Origin of the sequence: Wolbachia endosymbiont of Culex quinquefasciatus Pel (assembly GCF_000073005.1) — a bacterium.
Classification (GTDB): domain Bacteria; phylum Pseudomonadota; class Alphaproteobacteria; order Rickettsiales; family Anaplasmataceae; genus Wolbachia.
In genome coordinates this window covers 1,044,561-1,067,751 of the sequence record NC_010981.1, presented here as the reverse complement: position 1 = coordinate 1,067,751, position 23,191 = coordinate 1,044,561, and the positions used below count along the sequence as shown (strand labels likewise).

Here is a 23,191-nt window from a genome sequence, read left to right as displayed (position 1 = left end):
GAAATCTATTTTAGGACTTTCGGCTTATAGTTCTCATCATGTTTTGCAAACACCGTATCTGCAAGAAAGGTACCATTATCAAACATTTTACCTTGTACAACAACACCACTTTTTTCTGAAAACATTGGTGGAAGTATTCCCTGATATTTCACCATAACGCTCTTATTAAAATCTGTCATCTGAAAAATTACTTCGCTTTCGCTCCGTATCACGCTATTTTCAACAATCATTCCACCAACACGGATTGGCTTTTGATTATTTGGTAAAACTATTGCCTCACTTACTGTATAGAAAAATGAGATATTTTCTTTGAGCGTTGTTAAAATAAAAAAAACTGCACAACTTAAAAAGCAGAAAATTCCTGAAGTTATAAGTAATCGCTTATGTTTCTTCTTCATTATTATCTTTCAGGCTTTCTAGAATTTTTTTACTTTTAGTATAGCAAGAAACGGTAAAAATCAAATTTCCACCAATCAGTATGAAACTAATAAGGTAAGCAAAAATTACATATGTATTCATAATGCACTGCCAATAAATAACTCACCTGCATCAAAATAAATTAAGCTTCCATCCTTTTGCTGCAACACCAATTTACCACTTTTATCTATATCAGCAAAAATTCCTTCATACAATTTGTCAGCTAACTTTACACTGATTTGCTCATTCATTTTGAATGCTTTTTTTAACCACATTTCTCTTATAGCATAAAACCCATCAAATAGCCATTGCTTTCTTAGCTTATTAAAATTTATTATTAATTCCTTTAACAGATCCATGTTAGACACAGATTCACCGTAATTGCTAATGCACGTTGTGCCTGGAAGTGGCGCATGATTGACATTAATTCCAATTCCTATAATGAGCCAATTTGAATTGGATTTTTTTTCAACCAATATTCCGCTTATTTTCTTGCCATCGATTAGAATGTCATTTGGCCATTTATGTTGAAGATTGAGATCGTTTATGAATTGATCTCTTGTCATCCCAGTGCTTTGACACTGGGATCCAGAAGAAAAAGTATGGATTCCAGTGTCACGCACTGGAATGACACCGCAGTGGGTTTGATTATTCAAGAAATTTAACGATAATAAAGTATTTCCAACAGCAAGAGCAGTCACAAAAGTCAATTCTGTCAATTTGCTGACATCCTTTTCTTGGTTAATTATCAAACTCGCATAGAGATTACCCTCTGGAGAAATCCAGCTTTTTCCAGTGCGTCCCCTGCCTTCTGTTTGTTTATCAGCAATAATGACAGTTTCATTTGATATCCCTTTCTCAATTAAACCCAATGCTTCTTTATTAGTACTTGGAACTTCTTTGTAATGATAAATACGAAAACCTTCAAGGATCACCTTGTCAGCCCTTTAGTTTAATGAGTGAGTCAAGATCTTCTACATACAAGAAAAGAACGAGATTGATCAGTGAAGCCACTGAAGTGATAATGAATAGACTCTTAGAATAAGCAACCTTATTACCACTAGCTTTATCAAAATACATAACTTTCATGATATTTAAATAATAGTAGCATGATATCACACTCGATATTACAAGGATCAAAGACAGGCTGATAAAGCCAGAATTTATTAAACTTTTGAATATAAAAAATTTAGCGATAAAACCTGCAAGTGGAGGTATTCCCGACATCGAGAGTAATAGTATAGAAAGATGGAATGCTAAAATTGGTTGCTTTTTTCCTATACCAGATAAATTTGCAATATCACAATCATCATCGTCAATTTGTACGAGATATGAGAATAGCCCTATGCTTGTGATGATATATATCACCAGATACATTAAGGCACTATCTGTTCCTGCTTGTGTAAAAATAGAAAGTGAAGCAAATATAAAACCAATGTGACCAATTGAACTGTAAGCAAGCAGCCTTTTTAAGTTTTGCTGACGCAAAGCCCCAAAAGCTGAGATAAGCACAGACAATGCTGAAACGTATAAGAAAATAGGCTGAACATAACTTTTTACATTTACTAACTCTTCATTCATCAATCGAATTAAAAATGTTACAAGTGCAGCTTTTGGGGCCGTAGAAAAAAACGCAGTTACTATGGTAGGTGCACCTTGATAAACATCTGGAGCCCACATATGAAAAGGAACAATAGCAAGCTTGAAACACAAACCAATTAGAACAAAGACTAACCCAAAGACTATTCCATAAGTTATCTGATGGTTTTGCAAGAATGAACCGAGCTCAGAGAAATTGACTTGTCCTGTATATCCATAAAGCAGCGACATTCCATATAGCATAATGCAGGAAGATAGTGCACTGAGTGTAAAATATTTCACTCCCGCTTCACATGAATAAATCGAATCTTTATTAAAGCTCGCAAGAACATACAAAGATATACTCATCAACTCAAAAGCTAAATAAAAAGAGATCAGACTATTTGCTGAAACCAAAGTTATCATGCCAAACAGTGCAAAAAGAATCAGTATTGAAAATTCATATTTATAGTCATATTTTGATAAATTCAGCATCAAAAGTATTAAAATTCCTGTGCTGAGAATTAACCCTTGGGCTGACCTGATGTATAAATTGAGTTTTAACAACGAATTAAAGAGAAAAATTTCATTGTTTTCTGCCGAAAGAATTAAAATAATTAAAGTTACCACTGTGCAGCCAAGTGCTAATAAGTTGATAGTTCTGCGGTTAAATATAATCCCAAGCAGTAGCAACACTAACGAGGAGATAATAGAGAACATTTCCGGCAATATCTGTATATAATTCATAGCGCATTATATTTGACTAACAAATTTGCCATACATGGCTTCAAATAATTCAGTGCAAGGGTTGGGTAAAATCCAAGCAAAATAACAAACACTGCAAGCAGAATTAAGACAGAAAATTCTATGCTATCCAAACGGTTATTTAATAATTTAGAATAGCTAACCCCCCATATTATTTGCTTACATAAATTCAGCATATAAACTGCGCTTAAAATAGTGCCAAGTGCGATAAATCCTGTAAAAAACCCTATGCTCTTAAACATCCCAACCATAGCCAAAAACTCACCTGCGAACCCAGATGTTCCAGGTAGCCCTATTGAAGCCATTGAAAATAAAATGAACATAAAACCAAATTTTGGCATTGTGTTTACTATGCCAAAATATTTTGCAATCTCCAAAGTTCCAGTTCGAGTATATAGCATTCCAACACATAAAAATAAAGCAGCAGAAATAAGGCCATGACTAATCATTTGAAATATGCTACCCAGTACTCCTTCCTCACAAAATGAAAAGAGGCCAGCAGTAACGATCCCCATATGTGCTATTGAAGAATAAGCTATTAACTTCTTTATATCATCTTGAGCAAACGCAACTAGAGAAGCATATATCACCGCAATAATGCTCAGCACAACAACGAAATTTGAAAAATACAAACTTGCCTGAGGAAGCATTGGAATAGAAAACCTTAAAAATCCATATCCCCCCATTTTAATAAGCAAGCCAGCTAAAATCACAGATCCAGAAGTTGGTGATTGCACATGCGCATCAGGAAGCCAAGTGTGAAATGGAAACATAGGTACTTTTATTGCAAAAGAAATAAAAAATGTAATCCACAGCAATGACTGCACTTCAAGATCAAGGCTTGGCACTAATGTAGCTAATTTTTGTATATTAAACGTCCCAAAAGTACTATAGATATACACCAATCCAAGCAGAAATAATAATGAGCCAGTTAATGTATAAAGAAATAACTTAAACGTCGCATATATCCTTTGCTTCCCTCCCCAAATGCCAATAATAAAGAACATTGGTATTAAAACAGCTTCAAAAAACACATAAAAGCTTATAGCATTCAGTGAAACGAAAAAACCGACTACAAAACTCTCAAGCAGTAGAAATAATGCCATATAGGCTTTTAGGGTCGTATAACTCATTTTGCAGTTATAGAGTATACAAATTACAAACAAGAAAGTTGTAAGCAGAAGGAAAAGCAACGATATACCATCTATCCCTATTCCTACATTCTTGATTGGATAGCTGACAAACTGAAAGTCCGCATTGTTATAATCAAATTCTATACAAGCTACAATGCTAAGCAAAAATGGAAGTATAGCAAAAAATAGGGCAAGGAATTTTAGGTGTATAGATTGATGATTAATCCTGATCGAGGATAAAATCAACGCTCCTATCAGTGGAAGCAAGAATATACTAAGTAACAACACCTTCTATTTAATTCCAATAATATATAAAGCACCGATTATTAGAGTAACAAACATAATAAATGCATAATCAAATATATAACCAGTCTGCAACTTTATAGAACTTTTTGAACATTCATTAACCAACCTTACAACACCATTTGGCCCAAATGAATCAATAACCTTAACATCAAATTTCCATAGAAGCCTAGACATAAACCTTATCGGTGCAATGATAACAAACTCATACACCTCATCAAAGTACCATTTATTCTGCAAAAACTTAAGTAAAAATTTACTCTTAATTTGCCTAATTACTTGATATTGGTAAATTAGGTACGCAAGTGCTATTCCACTTAGGCTCGCCAAGGTTGGTAGCAATTTTATAAAGAAATTACGCACTCCATGCTCATCAATAACTACTAAACTTGATTTCCAAAACGCATTACTAGTTATGTTCAAAATATTTGCTCCCCATATTCCAGAAAATACTGATCCAAAAGCGAGTATCAGTAATGGTATAAGCATAATCTTTGGTGCCTCATGTATATTAATTTTACTTTGTTTTTGGCTGTGGAACACAAGAAGCAATAACCTCCAAGAGTAAAACGCTGTGAAGAATGCAACAACTAAGCTTATTACAAAAGCAAAGCTATCCGTGCTATAAGCATGTTCAATTATCAAATCCTTTGAGTAAAAACCTGCAAATGGAAATATTCCAGAAAGCGCAAGAGATCCAATCCACATGAGAGTATAAGTGCAAGGGATTTTCTTCCAGCAATTTCCCATTTTCTGAATGTTTTGCTCATGATGCATTGCATGAATCACATTGCCAGCACCAAGAAATAGTAGAGCTTTAAAAAAAGCGTGTGTCATTAAATGAAAAATAGCAACATTGTAAGCAGAAAGCCCACATGCCATGAACATATAACCAAGTTGACTGCAGGTTGAATAAGCAATTATTTTTTTTATATCGTTCTGAGTAATCGCAACCGTAGCTGCAAAGAAAGCAGTAAGTGCCCCAACAATAACTATTAATTCTCGTGCCACATTTGATAGCTCAAATAATGGAGAACATTTTGCTACTAAAAATATACCTGCTGTTACCATCGTTGCTGCGTGAATGAGTGCAGAAACAGGGGTTGGCCCTTCCATTGCATCTGGCAACCAAACATGTAAACCAAGCTGTGCAGATTTACCCATACAGCCAATAAAAAGTAATATGCATATTATATGAGTTACTTTGAATTCACAGCAGAATGCCCTAATGTTCTGCGTGCCAAGAAGATCAGTTGTGTCAAAAACTTCAGTAAAATTCAAAGAGTGAAATGTATAATAAATAAGAAAGGTTCCAATCAATAGTGCAAAGTCTCCTACCCTATTCACAACAAATGCTTTAATTGCTGCATTATTTGCAGAATATTTTTGGAACCAAAATCCTATGAGTAAATAAGAACATAGGCCAACCCCTTCCCAGCCAAAAAAAAGCTGCACGAAATTATCGCTTACAACCAGCACAATCATACAAAATGTGAACAGCGATAGGTAAGAAAAAAACCTCGACTTCCCCTTATCATGCTCCATATAACCGATAGAATAGAGATGCACTACCAGCGAAACGGTGGTAATAACAATCAGCATTAAGGATGAGAGAGCATCCACACTAATTGCCCAATTTACTTTTAATACACTTAATGAAAATAAAGGAAATAAACTCAAGTGATAATTTTCAGAGAAGGTGAGAAAAACATACCAAGATAAAACTGCAGATATTCCAATCCCTGCCGTTGTAACTAACTGACTTTTTCTAAAAAGTGCTGCAAACAGCGAACCAAAGAGTGGCAAAAATACTATTAATTTCAGTATATCCATCATTCTTTCATTAAATTTGCTTGTTCAACATCTATATTGCCACGGCTTCTATAATATACAACCAATATTGCAAGCCCAACTCCTGACTCTGCTGCCGCAACAGTCAACACAAACATCACAAAAATTTGCCCAACTATATCATTCATAAAGGCAGAAAAAGCAACTAAGTTGATATTAATTGCCAGCAATAATATTTCTATTGATAACAATATATTGATTATGCTCTTACGGTTGATGAAAATACCGCACACTCCAATAGTGAACAAAACAGCAGCAACTATCAAAAAGTGATTTAATCCTATTTCCATTCTACTCCTTTTCCAAATTTAGCCTTAACTAATTTTACAGATGAAGATTGTGTCAATTGCTTTAATACATTCTGTTTTTTAACTCCTTTTTTCTTGTCCTGCAAAGTAAGAGCAATTGCACCGACAATTGCAACAAGCAGCAGAATACCAGAAAGATGAAAAGCGTACATGTAGTCGGTATACAGCAAATTACCAATAGCTTTCACATTATTGGTATTATAGTTTATAACATTGCTTATATTCGGTGCTGAGCTGCGGATTACAAAGCTGATGACTAGAAAAAACACAACACACAACATAGCACCAAGAGTGCAATGCTTTGCAAAACCCTGGCGCAACCTTATGTAGTCAATATCGAGCATCATAACTACAAAGAGGAACAACACCGCAACCGCACCGATGTATACTATCATCACCATCATAGCAATGAACTCAGCTCCAAGGAGAATGAAAAGAACTGCAGAGTTAACGAAGGTGAAAATTAAAAATAATACTGCATGCACAGGATTTCTTACACTAATTACGCATACAGCAGATAAAATGCTGAGAATTGCAAAAAAATAAAAGAAAAAAGGCATCGATACTTTAACTGCAACAATAGTTACTAACTTAAGGTAATTGTTGCTGTAAAGTCAATACTATATTAAAGATTTGAAAATATCGTACTACAAGCTTCAACTCCTCAGTAATGCAATAAACACTCTTGACAATCTTGATTTATTAATATATAATGTATGTATATTAATAGTCAGCGGTAGCTCAAAATGTACAACATATTTGGTTACTTCAAAAGCAACAATAGTTCTAACGCACAAAATAGCAGATTAAATGGAGAAGGTTATCAATACACCACAAGAGACTATATGACAATTTACTTTAATAACACATTAGCAAGTTTCAGTAGATCATTGATAGAATTTAAAGAAAAAGCATATGGTTTTATATATGATATTGGAGCTTGGTTGAAAGCAACATATGAAAATTTCACTGAACGAGCTGAAATTCATAACTTCTATGTTCCAGAAAAACTTCCTATTAAAGCTGAGGAAATAAAGATGAAGGAACCGAATCGTAAGCCTAAGCCATTTCAAACTCCACCTATTCATCAAACAAGCAGAAGTTTTGATGCCAATATCTCAAATCAAGTTGTTGTTACTCACCATACACTTGAAGCTACCCCAACAAGATAGATCTACGCTTAAATATCTAGTACTTGAATGAGTTGAATGTTATGTTCAATAAGACCTTTACAATATTTGGATCATAGGTTTAACTTTATAAAGTTATAATCTATAGAGCTTCAATGAACGATTATCTCTCACTGTTAAATCCAGAACAGCAATTAGCTGTAACTAACATAAATGGGCCAGTTTTGATACTGGCAGGAGCCGGAACCGGAAAAACAAGAACGATTACTTCAAGAATAGCACACATAATTAGAAACGGTCACGCTTATTCTGATGAGATATTAGCAGTTACATTTACAAATAAAGCAGCAAATGAGATGGTATCAAGGGTACTTGAGCTAACGGGCACAAACATACCATGGCTTGGCACTTTCCATGCAATTGCAGCAAAAATTTTGCGCATGCACGCAGAAATTGTGGGCTTAAACCCCAATTTTACAATCATTGGTGTGGATGACCAATTACAGGTAATAAAAAATATTATCAATGAAATAAATCCTGATTACCTATCAGAAAAATATAAGACCATTATGAATATTATTCAGCAATGGAAAGAGAAGTGCTTATTGCCGTCTGAAGTGGAAGATGTTCAATCATTTAGGCCAGTTTACGTAACTGCACTTAAAGTCTATTACCAGTATCAGGAAAGGTTAAAATTCCTTAACTCTGTTGATTTTGGTGACTTATTGTTATATAACATACAACTTTTTAATAAAAAGACCGAGGTTCTGTCCTACTACCAAAACAAGTTTAAGTATGTCATGGTAGATGAGTATCAAGATACAAATGCAATACAATATCTTTGGCTAAAATACCTTGCAAAAGAGCATTCAAATATTTGCTGTGTAGGAGATGATGACCAGTCGATATACAGTTGGCGTGGTGCAGAAGTTGAAAATATTTTGAAATTTTCCGATGATTTTAAAAATGCAAAAACCGTTAAACTGGAGTGTAACTACAGGTCAACATCCCACATAATTGCAACTGCATCATATGTGATCAATCACAATAAGACTCGCTTAGAAAAAAAATTGTGGACAACAAACATTGAAGGCGAAAAGGTAAATCTAATCAAATTGTGGGACGGAAAGGCTGAAGCAAGGTTCATAAGCGAACAGATATTAAAACTCAATAAATACAGATTTAGTGATATTGCAGTGCTCGTCAGGGCTACTTTTCAAACTAGAGTTCTCGAAGAGTATTTTATAAAATATTCAATTCCCTATAAGATTATAAGTGGCGTAAAATTCTACGAACGTCAAGAAGTAAGGGATATAATTGCATATTTGAGGCTTGTTACAAATAATAATGATGATCTCGCTTTTGAAAGGATCGTAAATCGTCCAAAAAGAAGCATAGGAGCTACAACTCTAAAGAAAATATACACGACTGCTCAGGATAACAAAATTTCTTTTTTTGAGGCAGCAAAAATATTGGTTAATAGTGATCAAGTAACCGAAAGAATTAAACTCTCACTAAATGATTTTTTAAATAAAATTAAAGCTTGGGAAGAAATAGTAAGCGTAAAACCACTGCATGAATTTGTTAAAATCGTAGCAAATCAATCAGGATATATGGAAATGCTTGAGAATGAAGGAGTGACGGGTTTAGCGCGAATAGAAAATGTTAAAGAGCTCATTTCATCTTTGAAGAATTTTGACAGCACTATAACCTTCTTGGAGCATATTAGTTTGGTGATGGAAGTGGATAATATGAATAGCGATGACACTGTATATGTTATGACTCTTCATGCGGCTAAAGGGCTTGAATTCCCGTGCGTGTTTTTACCTGGTTGGGAAGAAGGATTATTTCCTCATCAAAGATCTTTTGAAGATAAAAGTGGTAAAGCTTTGGAAGAAGAGAGAAGACTTGCATATGTTGGCATAACTAGAGCAAAAGAAAGGTTGATCATTTCATGTGCAGATAGGAGGGAAATTAATAATCAGTGGCAACCAATGAGCACTTCTCGATTTATTAAAGAATTGCCAAGAGAAAATGTTGAGGTGATCAAGAATAGTGCCTACTGTTGAAGCTATAACTGCAGCTCTTACGACAAACACATCTGAATTACTTCAATTATATATTTCTCCTGGCAAAAATTCTCTGATGGTCTTAAATAAAATTTTCAGTGAATGATTATCAGACATGTTGTGTTCTGCTGATTTTATTAAGTGTACTTCAACGTCTGTTGACTTAATTTTTTCAGCTAAATTCAATGAAGTTTGATAAGGAACATCTTTATCATTAATGCTATGCAATAAGCGCACAGGACAGTTTATATCTATTGCTTCTCTGTTTAAAAGAAGGTTCTTTCTACCGTCTTCGATCAGATTTTTAGTTATTTTGTATGCACAATGCTCCGAAGTAAAATCTATTACACCTTTAGAACCTAGTTCTTCTTTTTGCTTGCCTGACAATTGCTTGAATATCAAATCTTCAGTAAAATCAGGAGCAGACGATATGCCGATTAATGCTGCAATTTTTTCTGGAAATTGAAGAGCAGTGAGCAGCATCAGCCATCCTCCCATACTTGAACCTATAATTATTTGTTTATTGCTAGTTAATTCACTTATCACTTTAGCACAATTTTTTTGCCAATCACTTATTGTATAATCAGCAAAATCACCGCTTGAATTACCATGGCCAAAATAATCAAAGAGCACAAGTGCTATATCATTTTCTTGGCAAAATTTGTAAACGGCAGTTGCTTTAGTTCCATCCATATTGGATGCAAAACCACTAAAAAAAACTATAGAAGCCTTCTTTCCTTGTAGCTTTCGATATGCTATATGGCCATTACTTCCATCGAGTAATTTACAATAATTCATACTACTTTGGCAAGGCAACCGGACTATCGCTCATCGAACGCAAATAGCTGACTAGATCTGCAATCTCTTGTGGATTGGAAATGCCTGCAAATGCCATACGTGTACCTTTTATGTAGGCTTTTGGATTTTTTAAAAAAGCAAATAACTCCTCATACTCCCATTTCCCACCTTTTTCAAGTAGTGCTTTTGAGTAATTGAATGAGCTGCCAAGATGGGCCTTTTTATTTCCAACCACGTTCCATAAGTTTGGCCCCACTTTATTCATTCCACCTTTCTCAAAACTATGACAAGCTATACATTTTTTTGCTGCTGACTTGCCTTTTTCAAAGCTAGCATTCTGCATGAGCTCTCCAATATCAAGTGCCACTTGTTCAATCTTTTGTTGAGGCTCATTGCTGGCTGCTACTATTGTTTGGTGTTCAATTTTATAATCCTCTGGGTTGTAGAGCATATCAACTACATTACTAACTATCATAATTATTAATCCAGAAAGTAAAATCGATGCTGCAATCTTATTAAGCTCCATAGTTAATTCTTATCAAGTAATGTTACTTAAATTATGCAAATATTTTCGCAAACAGTAAACAATTACCTTTATTTCACCAAAGATAGAAATTTCTATTACTTAGCTAAGTTAGGAGACTGCAATTCTATTTCTATCGGAGTAACTTGTGGTTCAATTACATAATGATCTGGAATAACATATTAAAATAGATTTCCTGCAAACTTGTCTGCAATGATTGAAACTGGAACTACTTCTATAATGTTCGTTTGCTTGACCTAAGATTCAGGAGCATTTAAACTGAATTTTATAAAGTACTAGAAATGATAGGAAATCTAAGAGGAATAGTTGATGAGGTGTGTAGCGATCACATAATCCTGAATGTGAATGATGTTGGCTACATAGTATATCTTTCAGCCAAAACTTTAAGTGCTTGTTCGATTGGAAGTAGAGTAAAATTACTTATCGACACTTATGCAAATAGCAGAGAAAACGTTACTCAGCTATATGGCTTTATAAGTAAAGAAGAACAGCAGTGTCTGCGCTTATTAGTTAAAGTGAGCGGTGTCAGCTATAAAACCGCAATGTCAATTTTGAGCAAATTAACTCCAGAGCAACTGTTTTTGGCAATTATAAATGAGGATAAACTAGCACTTAAGGTGAGTGGACTTGGCCTGAAACTCATAAATCGAATTATTACTGAGCTGAATGGCAAAGTAAGTAAATTAGAGATAAATAACAATCATTTTCACTCAATTAGTGAAGATGCTCTTTCAGCTTTGATCAATCTTGGATATGAAAGAACAAAAGCTTATGATACAATAAAAAAAATAGAAGATGAATCACCAAACTTGGACACTAAAGATATTATTCGTATGGCGCTTAAAACAATATGAAGTCAATATCATGTAGTAAGGAATACTCTGAAGATGTACGTAATTTAAATATCCGGCCTGAGCAACTTGATGATTTTGTCGGGCAAAAAGACTTAATACAAAATTTAAAAGTGTTTATAAATGCTGCACAGACGAGAGCTGAAGCTTTGGATCACGTATTGCTCTATGGTCCTCCAGGGCTTGGTAAAACAACTTTAGCACAAATTGTCTCTAAGGAGTTAAGGGTTAGCTTTCGTGCAACTTCTGGTCCATTGCTTAGTAAAGCTGGGGACTTAGCTGCAGTGCTCACTACTTTAAATGCAAAAGATGTTCTATTTATCGATGAGATTCATAGATTAAATCGTAGCATTGAGGAAGTTTTATATACTGCTATGGAAGATTTTTGCCTAGATATACTAGTAGGTGAGGGCCCATCTACCAGAACTTTAAGAATAGATTTACCACCATTTACACTGATTGGGGCAACAACACGGCTTGGACTGCTTTCTGCACCGCTGAGGGATCGTTTTGGTATTCCCCTGCATCTTGAGTTTTATTCTTTTGAGGAACTGGTTGATATTATAAAAAGAGGTGCAAGAGTTCTTTGTGCTGAAATCGAAAAGGATGCTGTGCAGGAAATTGCCTGCCGCGCCCGTGGTACTCCAAGAATTGCTTTGAGATTACTCAGAAGAATAAGAGATTTTGTTGAAGTAAAAGATGATAAAAAAATTACCTGTGAAATTGCCGGTTCTGCACTATCAAAATTGGGTATAGATAAAATGGGACTAAATAAATTAGATATGGATTATCTGAGATTTTTGTTTAACACCTCAGGACCTGTTGGAATTGACACCATATCTATTGCACTGTCTGAAGATGTTGGCAATATTGAAGAAACAGTAGAACCTTATTTAATCAAGGTCAGTTTTGTAAAGCGCACACCAAGAGGACGTGTTTTAACTGATCAAGCAAGGGAATATCTCAGCATTAATTCAGTGGTATGCTAGTATTATACTATATTTTATAACATTGTATAGTATTACATTAAACATTATAATATTCTTTTATTATATGATTTGCAGGTGTTTTAGAGGCAAATAAGAAAGTCTTCTGTTATAGTGAATATGTTCTTGAAAAATTACGTAATATATGCTAGGCTGTATATAGTATGAATGTAAAAATATCAATAATTTATTGATATTTTTTAAGATTAATACTTATTAAATACTTCATATTGTAAGATTGAGTTATTGTATTTTATAGACTTAAGATAAAATGGTAAAAAGCCTTCTAAACAATTATAGAAACAGTAATTCAATTAATGGAGAAAAAGCAATGAAAAATTTTTTAATCAATAACAACGAAGAGGACGGTAGCTCAATCTACATTAATCGAATCAGAGAGCAAGATCTCTCTGCAGAGCAGAAGCTCAATGAATTAAAAGGATTCATGGAGGAGCTTGCTAGGAAAGCTGAGCTCAAGAGAATAGAGCTTGAGCGTCAGGCTGCGAGTTGCATTGATGAAACATTATCTCAAGTAGAGCTACATATACAAGATAATGAGGATTACTTTACTGATGATAATCAAGGGGTATTCGCAAATTTCTTTGAATCCCTCTTTAATCTTTTTGAAGTAAATGTAGATCCGAAAGTCTACAAAATGCTCAAGGAGAAGAAAGAGAAAAATCTGCTTCTTTCGATAATTAAGTTTTTGCGTGATAAGCTTAAGGAATTAGTTAAAAAGATCTTCAAAAAAGATTTAGATTTAAGTTGGGATAAAAGGCTAGACAAAGAGATAAAAGAATTGCAGGAGAAATTACTCAGCGGTGAGTTATCTCCTGAAGAAGAAATAGCAATACTCGAACGTTTGCAAGCGTTGCAAAATTTAAAATTGAAGCTTCAAACTTTTCTCGTGGGCTCAGTCATTGCAATGTTTGCAGAAATTTTTGCAGTTGATTTAGCAGCAGTAGTAGAGCAAGATGTAACTGAGGAAAAAAGAGACAAAAAAGCAGAAAAAACAGAATCAAAAGAAGTTCGTCAAGAAATAGAAACAAAAGTGAATGAAATCACACCAATTTCCCTATTTAATTTTTCATCTCAAGTTCCAATGCCAATTGTTCTAGACAAGCAAGAACGTGCTATTTTACCAAAGCCTATAGAAAAATTAGTAGACACTCTACCTAAACCTGTTATAAGTCACAAAAATAGTGAAGTACCAAAACTGGAAAAAATGAATAAAGAAAAGAAAGAAGCAAAAGAAGAGAAAACTGAAAAACCAAAATTAGCTGTCTGTCCACCTGCTCCAGGGCGACACAGGAGAGTTAAAAGAAACACATCGAATGATCCTTCTGGGAAGAAACGTAAAATAAAAGAGTCTTCTGCTAAGAGTCAGCAAAAAGCTGCTAATGCTGATGTGGAACTGCCAGGAGGATTAACTGATGGTGTAAGAGTTGAAAATCATGCTTCTTCAGTCAAAGAGAGAGGTGTGTAAAGGTTCTCTCTCTTTTTTTCATTCCAGACTGGTTTTTTATCTGGATTCCAGCATCAAGTGCTGGAATGACATGGCGGAATGTCATCTAAGTAGCTCTCTCTCTTGTCATCCCAGTCTGGAATCCAGGAGTATAAAAATGGTGAATAAAATTTATGTTAAAAAACTGCTTGTGCTAATAATTGATTCTTAATATACTCATTACATAATAATTTAATTTAGAGGTTGATATGCATGGCAATAATGATCCAAATAAAAAAGTACCTGATTCAGGGAGAATAAAGATTGATCTGAGTAAAATAGATCCAAAGAAAATAGATGACTTTAGAGACATGATTAGACGTGAAGAGGAAAGAAAGAAAAATCAATCTAGTGGTCAGGGCAGCAGTAAATAATTATATTAGTTTAGGGGGGTGGCGTTATGCCTAATAAAAGTAAAATAAATCGAGAATTAGTAAAAGCGTTTAATAGTGTTCTTCTTTCTGATAATACTGCTATTACTAATCTCACTATAGAAAAAGATCATGTTGTTCTCTCATTTGATAAAAATATGAATATTGATCAGCGTAGAGAGTACTTGAAAAATATGAGAGAGAGTATAGTAGAAAAGTTTTGTGGAAATGAAAGGGCTGCCAATGATCTTTTTTATACAGACTCTTTTCCTTTTAACTTTAATCAAGGAAAATGGACTACAGATAGTAGCAGACATAGGTTTTCAGTGCCAATTGAAAAAGAGGTAGTTTGTAATCTAAAATATTTGCTAGCTAATGAACTTATAAGATTCACAATAGAGAGTATTATAGACGATCATCCTAAAGGTCCAGATTATGTGGAAAACAATTTATACGATGTGGGTTTTGAAAGAAAATATTATTTATACTGTAAGGGCTTTGATGATCGAGAATTAAAAGACTCTTTTGTAAAATCATTCTCATCGAGAATGGAAAGTTATGAAAATAGTCCTAAAAGATTTAAGGGTTTTTTAGAAGAGAAGGGGAATGATGTATATTTAAAGAAAGGCGTTTTTGATGATCTTAAGTTCGTCAAAGACATAGTAAGGCATGAAATATACTTGACATGTCGTTGTTTTGATACTCCAAAAGGCGAGATTGGAGTTAGTGACATGCTGAAATTTGCAGTGGTTGATTTGCTTCGTAAAGCAAACATACCAGTTGATCGTATATTGCGTGACTCTTACTTGAACAGTGACGAAGATTCAATTTTAATTCCTATTGTAAGTTATAATAATAATGAGGAGGGATATTTAACAAGAGAAGAAGTGAATCACGTTAATAATATGTTTGGTATGGATATATTAAATAGCTTTGAAGGTCGGACTTCACAGAAATCGCTATTGGGCAGTAAAGGAGTGTATGGAATAGATTTTGCTAACCCAGACATTGCTTACTGTGTGATGGATAAGATCATAGAGAGCTCTGTAATCAATAAGGATTATAAACTGTCCATTGATCCTGCACGTGTGCCAGCTATGAAACCACAAATTCTTGTCCCTCCTGAAAAAGTAGGGACGGATGGACCAAGTGCAGATACAAGTGCAGATAGTGGTTTTGGTGATTCACCTAAGAATTCAGTTATAGGTAAATCACATAATGGAAACACAAGCAAATTCCTTAGGCCCGACTACTATGGTGAAGGTAAAGGTGGGGATGATGCTTCGGCTAAAGATAGTGGCTTTGGCCCTTCTTCAGCACGATCTTCTTTTAATAAGCCCGAAATAACATTTAACCAACCTTCTATATCACAGCCTGACCAATGTTCTGCAAAAAAGCAGACATCAACTAATAAAAAATCAATTTGTTGTATTTTATAGCTAAAGGAAATTAGGCTATTCAAAGATGAATTGTGAATGAAAGTTTATTTGCCAAGGTAGAGCTGCCTTGGCCTACAAATCTTGGTTTCTTTATCGTTTACCATTTCATACCACTGGGCAACCCAACCAGTGGTTCTTGCAAGTGCAAAAATGGGTGTAAACATACTTGAAGGGATACCGATAGCATTCATTATTATACCTGAATAAAAATCAACATTTGGATACAACTTACGTGTAATAAAATACTCATCCTTTAAAGCTATTTCTTCAAGTTTTTTTGCAATTTCAAGTAATTCATTGTTTTGCTCTAGTTTGCTTAAAATCTCATGACAAGCATCCTTTAATATAAGCGCGCGCGGATCATAGTTTTTATAAACACGATGTCCAAATCCCATTAGCTTAAATGGATCTTTATCATCTTTAGCTTTCTCAATGAATCTATCTACATCTCCACTTTGCTCTATCTCTTTTAGCATATTTATAACTGCCTCATTAGCTCCACCGTGTGCTGGACCCCAAAGTGTAGCAACTCCTGCAGACAGGCTTGCAAATAGATTAGAACCAGCTGACCCTACCAATCTGACAGCTGCTGTAGAAGCATTCTGTTCATGATCAGCATGGAGAGTAAATATTTTATCCAGAGCTTTTACAAAAAGGGTATTATTAACAGCACTGCCAAATATCATATTTAAGAAATTCTCACTATAACTTAATTTATTATTAGCATTTGTGAATTCCTGATTGTTGATATGTCTATAAATCATTGCAACAATTGCAGGAACTTGTGCTATTGCAGAAATTCCAAAATCTAAATCTTCACCATTGACATTGTTGCCATGTGTTTCATGGTAAGATGCTGACAAATTTGCAAAACATGCAACTAAAATCGACATAGGGTGAGCAGTTTTTGGAAATGCTTTGATTACATTTGTAACTTGCTCTGATACTTTGGATGATTCTTGTATTTTGAGAAGAAATTTTTTGTGTTGCTCTGAACTGGGTAGTTCACCATAGAGCAATAAATAAATCACAGCAGTAAAACTATTATTCTCTGCCAAATCAGCTATATCATGTCCCCTATACTTAAGAACTCCTTCATCTCCATCAATGAATGTAATTGTGGAAGAGCATGAAGCTGTGGAAACAAACCCCGGATCATAAGTGAATAATCCTGTCGTCTTATATAAATCCTTAATATTTAACACGTCAGGACCTACTGTTCCACTTAATACGGGCAGATCAATTTTTGACCCATTACTTAGTTCCAATAATGCTTTTTTATCCATCACTTGAGCTACTTAATTTTATACAGAATATACAAACTGAAAAGTATATATTAATATAGTTAACTTTACATTAACCGTATTAAGCGGTCATCAATGCTTTTACTTTTGCATTTAAGCGACTTATTTTACGTGCAGCAGTATTCCTATGAATGACACCTTTATTTACACATTTGTGTAAATTGGATTCAGCATTCCGAAATGCCAAGACAACATTCTCTTTGTCACCAGACTTGATTATATCAACTAATCTTCTAATAGCAGTACGAGTTTTGCTTTTTCGCATCTTATTTACTAAAGTACGCTTTGCTATTACCTTCATCATTTTTTTAGCACTCTTATGATTTGCCATATATTAATACCTGTACTTTTCTTTTAATTATAAAGTTTTTTTGTTAATTTGCAATATCAGTTTTTTCTGCAATTAATCTACTACTTCTTTCTTCAATGATTTTTTCTAAACTTTGCAAGAATTCATTTTTGTTTAACCCAGGATATATGGGAGGTAATATTTCTATTACCGCCTTTCCGGGATTCTTTCTCAGAGAAAGTATGCTTTTTGGCCAAAACAAACCAGTGTTTAAAGCAATCGGTAACACAGGAACAGATAATACGCTATATAAAGCAGCAATACCCGATTGATATTTTATATTTTGGTTTATAGTCGTTCTTGTGCCTTCAGGAAATATTATTATGCTTCTATTTTCTTTTATATGCATTTTTGCTAGTTTAATTATATGGCGTATAGAACTGATACCATCTGAACGGTTAATAAAAATCATTTTCAGCGCTATAAGATGTAAACCAATGAATGGAATCCATTTCAATTCACGTTTTAAAATAAAAACTGCTTTTCTAAAGAGTAGTATAAAAATAAATGTTTCAAATGGAGATTGGTGTTTAGATGCAATTATAAAAGGTTGCTTAGGAATGTTTTCCATTCCCCTCACTTCATATTTAATGCCACATAATAAACGCAACATGAATAATACAACTCTCACCGAGCAAACAAGGAAAATGGTTATTACACACTCAGGAAAGAAAATTACAGGGAGAGTAATTAAAGTATAGAATACTTCCCATAATATAAGGAGTAAATTAAACAATAAACTTGCAATCACAAACACACGTAAACTTATTTGAATTTAACTTTACTACAAAACTAAAAGCAATAAGTTTAATTATTGATCATCTGAGTAATAGGATGAGAATCAGCTAATTTGTCCTTTAACTTTTCATTAGCAATATGAGTATATATTTGTGTTGTAGAAAGATTAGTATGGCCAAGAATTTTTTGTATCAGCACAATATTTGCTCCGCTATTCAGTAGATGGGTAGCAAGAGAATGCCTAATCACATGTGGAGAGATTTTATTTTCATCAATATCGCACTTTCTTGCTAATTCCTTTATTAATTGACCAACTCTTTGCCTTGTAATGGGTTTATTAGGTTTATCACCTGGGAATAGCCAATCAGATTTTTTGTTGTTAGGAAGCAGATTGTCACGAATTGATAAATAATTTTTAAGACTTTGCAATGCTTGCTCATTAAAAAGGATTTGCCTTTCTCTGCTACTTTTTCCCTTTATTATTATATAGCCTTCTTTACCATTACCGTTTACTAAATGTAATACTTCACATAACTTCATATTAATTAGTTCAGAAACACGCATCCCGGAAGAGTAAAGAATATCTAAAATTGCACATAGCCTTTTACTGCTTATCTCTTTATTCGATCCGCTTGCTGATTTTTTTACTGTTTCCATGAGCAAAAATATTTCTTGAACACTTAAATACTTAGGCAAAGGACGGGAAACCTTTGGATTTCTTAATTCATTATCATTAGCCGGTGCTGGATTAAAATCTATTATTCCATCATTAAATAGGCACTTATAGAAATTTTTGATAGCAGATATTTTTCTTGATATAGAACTAGTTTTATATTTCTTTTGTGTACGTAAAAAGTTTACATAATCTTTAATATTAGCTTTACTTGCACCAACTAAGGTAGTGCCTCCTTCTAATAAAAATTTTTCAAGTTGGTGTAAATCTGAACGATAACTTTCCAAAGTATTTTGTGTAGAGGATTTTTCAGAAACCAAAGCATCTATGTAATACGTGATGTAAAGATTCTCTTTTTTATTTTGTGGTTGTTTATTTTTCATTATCAGCTCCTATATTTATTTCTTTGACTATAATTTGATTGAAAGTATTTTTTGTGTTTTTTATAAGAAAATATGAGATAAACAAAGCATTTATCAATAAAGTAAGTACTACAAACCTTTGTTTTAACCTTTTTTTTAAATTTGATCTTATTTTTACCATATTTCAATTATCACATTGAGTCTATAAAAAACATCCTGTAAAGTAAGTTTTACTATCGTATAAAATTTCCCTTAGCTATGTCTGTTTATTCTTATTATATCATAGTATTTATTATAATTTTAACATAAAGAAATAGTGATTTCAACTTCATTATTGTATGGGTATTAATAAATTTTTAATATATGTAATAAATACCTTACAAAAAAAGGAATCAATTTGCACTTTTTTTTAATAAAGTGTTAATAAAAGGAATGGTTACATTTGATCCTATAGATTCATTATCTATTTTTTCTATAACTTTATTAATGCTGTGGAAAGAACGTTCTATTCTTGCTAGAATATAATCAATTACCTTTAGATCAATTTTTAACTGTTTATCTGAAAATTGTTTTATTAGCATAATTCTTAATAATTCTTCGCTTGCAGGTAAAATTTTTACGCTGATAGTTGATAATATTCGCGAGCTTAAATCTTTTAGTTTGAAGTTAAGCTTTTTCGGTAAAATCGAAGAAGTAATTAGCAGTCTCTTATCATTTTCTTTCATGTAATTATAACAATGTAACAACATTTCCTCATCTTTAATGTTTTGTACATCTTCTAAAATAAACGCATCGCTGTACCTCATTTCGCTTACAAAATTATTTACATCAATGAAAATAGCATCGTTTTTTGATTGCCAGATATGAGCAAGGTGAGTTTTCCCAGAGCTGTTAGGTCCAAAAAGAATCAGGCATTTCCAAGATAAATCATTAACTATTGAGTTATATACGTGCTTATTTTCATCTAAGGTGATATAATTTTGCCAACAATAATCAACTTGATTATTGTTAAATAAATTTAATTGCACGTAAAGCCTCTTACATTACTACTTTTTGATAATAATTTTTGCATAAAAATTTACTTGGTCAGGTAAGGAAGCAGTATTACTACTACCCCCTCCCTTAGAAACGCAGCATGCAGGTTTCCCCACACTACGCTTGAGCCCCTTATCTAAGTTCTTCTTTTCTAGAACCGGCTTGTCCTTCATGATTCCTCAGGAAACATCATTCTTAATGGTGACACCAACAGTAGAGAACCTTCTCTTGAAAAGGAGCTTGCTAACATTCTTGTTCGTTTCACTCTCTCATCAAAATACTTTTTCCATTTTAAGTCAAGGGGATTTGCATCCGCTCTGATTTTAACATGTCGTCTGATAGGTATATCAATCAGCTTAAGCAGTCTTAAATACCGTATCTCTTTTGGTTTGTTCTTGCATATGGGTGCAGCAAAAACCCATTGGCGTTGACCCATTACTTTGAAGTAACGATTCTTTATCCAACGTAATCCTTTACGAGGATGTCTTTTCTTTGCCCATTTCCATAAACTATGCCAAATTTCATTGTCGATCTTTCTAAACGCTTTTTTAGCACACACATGGTGATAGTAATTTCCCCATCCTCTCAGTAGAGAGTTGAGTGACTTAATTACTATAGCCTGAGTGTTCGCTATATTTGCTTTTATCAATGTACGTGCTTTATTAAGAAGTCTTTTAATACTTTCTTTCGAAGGTTTAATAATTAACTTCTTATTATATCTACGTACATTACAACCAAGAAAGTCAAACCCTGTTGTAATAGATGTAATCTTTGTCTTCTCTTCTGACAGAATTAAACCTCGCTCATGAAGAAAAGATGATACTAAAGGCTTAACTTCCTTTTCCAGTACTTCATGTGTGAAACCTGAAATAATAAGGAGAGTAGACCGGCGGAGCTTCCCCACCAGTCTCTCGCAGAACTGCACGGAAACCTCTCGGCTTATACAGCTCCCATTATTTAGCCTTTTGATCCTAACCCAAGTGTCCAATGATAGAAAATACTTGGAGACCTCTTTCTCACTTTTCCTAGAAATTGCTTTGCTAGTCTTCCGTGATCACGAAGTTTCTTATATTTTGTCCTGACCCATCTTATGAGGTATCTCTCTATATTTCTAAGAGATGGATACATCTCTGATTTATAAAACCTGCCATAGTACTGAAACCAGCCTCTGACTATTGGATCTATCTTCTTCGATATTTCCTCTAGTGTGGTCCATGTAATCCGATGTATTCTCCATGACTTTATGGTTTTCTTGATCTTCTTCTTGGCTTTGTTACTAATTGCAGGTAGAAATGAGATGAAATAATTCCTCATCTTATTCTTTGCTACTCTAGGTCTAAAAGTATAACCTAGAAAATCAAAGCTTTGTTTAGGAAATTGTTCTTTTCTATCATCATCCTTACTGTACACAATCTGTGTCTTTTCAGGATGTAACTTCAATTTACACTTAGCCAATCTTTCTTCAATCATTACTTTCATAAATCCTGCCTGTCTTTTAGTTCTGCAGTGCACTATCGCATCATCTACATATCTTTCAAATGGTACTGTTGGATAATTTTGTTTCATCCACATATCAAACGCATGGTGCATAAATATGCTTGAAATGATTGGGCTTATTGAACCTCCTTGCGGAACTCCTTTATCCCTTGTTACCCTACTGCCATCTGCTTGCTGAATGGGGGCTTTCATCCACCTCTCAACATACAGTATGACCCATTTGCAGTCTGTGTGTTTCTTGATAGCCTGCAGTGCTAAATCGTGGTCCAGATTGTCGAAAAATCCAGATATATCAAGATCTACCGTCCAATCATTTTTCCAACATCTCTTCCGTGCTGTGTATACCGCATCCAGCGCAGACTTATTTGGTCTATAACCATATGAATCTTCGTGAAATTTCGGTTCTACTAACGGCTCAAGATACATTGTAGCTGCTGTTTGCGCTATTCTGTCGAATACTGAAGGCACACATAAAATTCTTTGCCCTCCTGTATCTTTTGGTATCGCAACAGCTTTTACCGGCTCTGGAAAATAACTTCCGGATGACATCCGATTCCATAATTTGTATAGATTATCCTTTAGATTTTCTTCAAACTTTGTTATCGAGACCTCATCTACACCTGCTGCACCTTTATTTTTCGATACTTGTTTATAAGCTCTCCAAATAAGTTGCTTCGGTATATCAAAAGACTTTGTTTTATTCATTAACTCCTCCCTTTCGGTTGATAAATAATTAAAACTAAATAACTTAGCCCCTTCACTCCATTTCCATTACAGAAACTTCTTCGCTACTACGAGCTAATCCGCCCCTGTTTTTCGCATCGGTACTCTCATCCTCAGAGATCAGCTCTTTGGACTTCTCCCTTTTCATCGAAACGACAGGTTCCCGTAGTTCCATGCAATAGCCTAAAATAGATTCACGCCACTTTTATGCCGGACGCCACCTACCCAGTAAACAAGCTCCCAGTAGATTCATCCCAGGTTAACGACTACCCCCTGGTTTTGACGTCGTCTCTACGCTTTCGACACTTCATCAGTGGTTCACTTGCGTTCGTCTCTCTATTTCATACATGACACATAATTGTGCCTTTTCCATAACGCTCACTACCTTAGCTCTTTACCAAAGCAGCTTATGGCTGTTTGAAGCCTGCTCTTGCAAACCGGCTCCGAGGGGCCCTCCCTCATC

26 protein-coding genes are annotated in these 23,191 nt (G+C 34.2%); 7 read left to right on the top strand and 19 right to left on the bottom strand.

The features are described from left to right. Positions 1–5: 5 nt before the first annotated feature. The 8 genes from ccmE to WP_RS04945 are packed head-to-tail and all read right to left on the bottom strand — an operon-like array spanning position 6 to position 6,915. Positions 6–398 (bottom strand): cytochrome c maturation protein CcmE, encoded by a 393-nt coding sequence (ccmE, locus tag WP_RS04975; protein ID WP_012481969.1) that lies wholly within the window; start codon positions 396–398, stop codon positions 6–8. After that, positions 382–519: a CcmD-like small membrane protein gene (locus WP_RS07570; protein ID WP_007302385.1), complete on the bottom strand. Its 138-nt coding sequence runs from the start codon at positions 517–519 to the stop codon at positions 382–384. The genes ccmE and WP_RS07570 overlap by 17 nt, the downstream gene beginning before the upstream one ends. After that, positions 516–1,352 (bottom strand): biotin--[acetyl-CoA-carboxylase] ligase, encoded by an 837-nt coding sequence (locus tag WP_RS04970; RefSeq protein WP_007302384.1) that lies wholly within the window; start codon positions 1,350–1,352, stop codon positions 516–518. The genes WP_RS07570 and WP_RS04970 overlap by 4 nt, the downstream gene beginning before the upstream one ends. 4 nt (positions 1,353–1,356) lie before the next feature. Next, positions 1,357–2,742 carry an NADH-quinone oxidoreductase subunit N gene (locus WP_RS04965; RefSeq protein WP_012481968.1) on the bottom strand — a complete coding sequence of 462 codons (1,386 nt, stop codon included), beginning with the start codon at positions 2,740–2,742 and terminating at the stop codon, positions 1,357–1,359. Beyond that, on the bottom strand, positions 2,739–4,181 hold the full coding sequence (locus WP_RS04960) for a complex I subunit 4 family protein (protein ID WP_012481967.1): 1,443 nt from the start codon (positions 4,179–4,181) through the stop codon (positions 2,739–2,741). The genes WP_RS04965 and WP_RS04960 overlap by 4 nt, the downstream gene beginning before the upstream one ends. A 3-nt stretch (positions 4,182–4,184) precedes the next feature. Beyond that, a complete protein-coding gene (nuoL, locus tag WP_RS04955; RefSeq protein WP_012481966.1) occupies positions 4,185–6,032 on the bottom strand; it encodes an NADH-quinone oxidoreductase subunit L in 1,848 nt (615 codons plus the stop codon). After that, on the bottom strand, positions 6,029–6,337 hold the full coding sequence (gene nuoK, locus WP_RS04950; protein ID WP_006012916.1) for an NADH-quinone oxidoreductase subunit NuoK: 309 nt from the start codon (positions 6,335–6,337) through the stop codon (positions 6,029–6,031). The genes nuoL and nuoK overlap by 4 nt, the downstream gene beginning before the upstream one ends. Next, a complete protein-coding gene (locus WP_RS04945; RefSeq protein ID WP_012481965.1) occupies positions 6,328–6,915 on the bottom strand; it encodes an NADH-quinone oxidoreductase subunit J in 588 nt (195 codons plus the stop codon). Before WP_RS04945 ends, nuoK begins: the two co-directional genes overlap by 10 nt. Before the next feature lie 186 nt (positions 6,916–7,101). On the opposite strand from WP_RS04945, the gene WP_RS04940 reads away from it, so the two are divergent. Both WP_RS04940 and WP_RS04935 read left to right on the top strand, forming a co-directional pair. Beyond that, on the top strand, positions 7,102–7,527 hold the full coding sequence (locus WP_RS04940; protein ID WP_007302379.1) for a WD_0964 family protein: 426 nt from the start codon (positions 7,102–7,104) through the stop codon (positions 7,525–7,527). 113 nt (positions 7,528–7,640) lie between these two features. Then, positions 7,641–9,554 carry an ATP-dependent helicase gene (locus WP_RS04935; RefSeq protein ID WP_007302378.1) on the top strand — a complete coding sequence of 638 codons (1,914 nt, stop codon included), beginning with the start codon at positions 7,641–7,643 and terminating at the stop codon, positions 9,552–9,554. 42 nt (positions 9,555–9,596) lie between these two features. Here WP_RS04935 and WP_RS04930 read toward each other — a convergent pair whose 3' ends face one another. Then, the gene (locus WP_RS04930; protein ID WP_007302377.1) at positions 9,597–10,352 is read right to left on the bottom strand and encodes an alpha/beta hydrolase; all 756 of its coding nucleotides are present in this window, start codon (positions 10,350–10,352) and stop codon (positions 9,597–9,599) included. Between the two features lies 1 nt (position 10,353). After that, positions 10,354–10,878, bottom strand: coding sequence for a c-type cytochrome (locus tag WP_RS04925; protein ID WP_007302376.1), 525 nt, complete (start codon positions 10,876–10,878; stop codon positions 10,354–10,356). 299 nt (positions 10,879–11,177) lie between these two features. Here WP_RS04925 and ruvA point away from each other — a divergent pair, with 299 nt between their 5' ends. From ruvA to WP_RS04905, 5 genes are all read left to right on the top strand, one after another. After that, a complete protein-coding gene (gene ruvA, locus WP_RS04920; RefSeq protein WP_007302375.1) occupies positions 11,178–11,750 on the top strand; it encodes a Holliday junction branch migration protein RuvA in 573 nt (190 codons plus the stop codon). Continuing rightward, positions 11,747–12,736 carry a Holliday junction branch migration DNA helicase RuvB gene (gene ruvB, locus WP_RS04915; protein ID WP_007302374.1) on the top strand — a complete coding sequence of 330 codons (990 nt, stop codon included), beginning with the start codon at positions 11,747–11,749 and terminating at the stop codon, positions 12,734–12,736. The genes ruvA and ruvB overlap by 4 nt, the downstream gene beginning before the upstream one ends. 268 nt (positions 12,737–13,004) lie before the next feature. After that, the gene (locus WP_RS04910) at positions 13,005–14,219 is read left to right on the top strand and encodes a hypothetical protein (protein ID WP_007302373.1); all 1,215 of its coding nucleotides are present in this window, start codon (positions 13,005–13,007) and stop codon (positions 14,217–14,219) included. A gap of 227 nt (positions 14,220–14,446) precedes the next feature. Continuing rightward, positions 14,447–14,611, top strand: coding sequence for a hypothetical protein (locus tag WP_RS07565; RefSeq protein ID WP_007302372.1), 165 nt, complete (start codon positions 14,447–14,449; stop codon positions 14,609–14,611). A gap of 26 nt (positions 14,612–14,637) precedes the next feature. After that, positions 14,638–16,047 (top strand): hypothetical protein, encoded by a 1,410-nt coding sequence (locus WP_RS04905; RefSeq protein ID WP_007302371.1) that lies wholly within the window; start codon positions 14,638–14,640, stop codon positions 16,045–16,047. A 44-nt stretch (positions 16,048–16,091) separates the two neighbouring features. On the opposite strand, the gene WP_RS04900 is transcribed toward WP_RS04905, so the two are convergent. The 9 genes from WP_RS04900 to WP_RS07555 form a co-directional block, all read right to left on the bottom strand. After that, a complete protein-coding gene (locus tag WP_RS04900) occupies positions 16,092–17,333 on the bottom strand; it encodes a citrate synthase (RefSeq protein WP_007302370.1) in 1,242 nt (413 codons plus the stop codon). A 79-nt stretch (positions 17,334–17,412) separates the two neighbouring features. Next, entirely contained in the window at positions 17,413–17,682 is a 270-nt protein-coding gene (gene rpsT / locus WP_RS04895; RefSeq protein ID WP_007302369.1) for a 30S ribosomal protein S20, read from the bottom strand. A gap of 43 nt (positions 17,683–17,725) precedes the next feature. Next, entirely contained in the window at positions 17,726–18,451 is a 726-nt protein-coding gene (locus WP_RS04890; protein WP_012481964.1) for a lysophospholipid acyltransferase family protein, read from the bottom strand. Between the two features lie 56 nt (positions 18,452–18,507). Then, entirely contained in the window at positions 18,508–19,494 is a 987-nt protein-coding gene (locus WP_RS04885; protein ID WP_007302367.1) for a site-specific tyrosine recombinase, read from the bottom strand. A gap of 371 nt (positions 19,495–19,865) precedes the next feature. After that, positions 19,866–20,501 carry an HdaA/DnaA family protein gene (locus tag WP_RS04880; protein ID WP_007302365.1) on the bottom strand — a complete coding sequence of 212 codons (636 nt, stop codon included), beginning with the start codon at positions 20,499–20,501 and terminating at the stop codon, positions 19,866–19,868. Positions 20,502–20,519: 18 nt separating this feature from the next. Then, a complete protein-coding gene (locus tag WP_RS07560) occupies positions 20,520–20,681 on the bottom strand; it encodes a hypothetical protein (protein ID WP_012481963.1) in 162 nt (53 codons plus the stop codon). Beyond that, positions 20,678–21,433 carry a group II intron maturase-specific domain-containing protein gene (locus tag WP_RS04875; RefSeq protein WP_007302364.1) on the bottom strand — a complete coding sequence of 252 codons (756 nt, stop codon included), beginning with the start codon at positions 21,431–21,433 and terminating at the stop codon, positions 20,678–20,680. Before WP_RS04875 ends, WP_RS07560 begins: the two co-directional genes overlap by 4 nt. Positions 21,434–21,465: 32 nt before the next feature. After that, positions 21,466–22,710: a group II intron reverse transcriptase/maturase gene (gene ltrA / locus WP_RS04870; RefSeq protein WP_007302363.1), complete on the bottom strand. Its 1,245-nt coding sequence runs from the start codon at positions 22,708–22,710 to the stop codon at positions 21,466–21,468. A 52-nt stretch (positions 22,711–22,762) separates the two neighbouring features. After that, positions 22,763–22,903: a hypothetical protein gene (locus WP_RS07555; RefSeq protein ID WP_019078704.1), complete on the bottom strand. Its 141-nt coding sequence runs from the start codon at positions 22,901–22,903 to the stop codon at positions 22,763–22,765. Between the last annotated feature and the right edge of the window lie 288 nt (positions 22,904–23,191).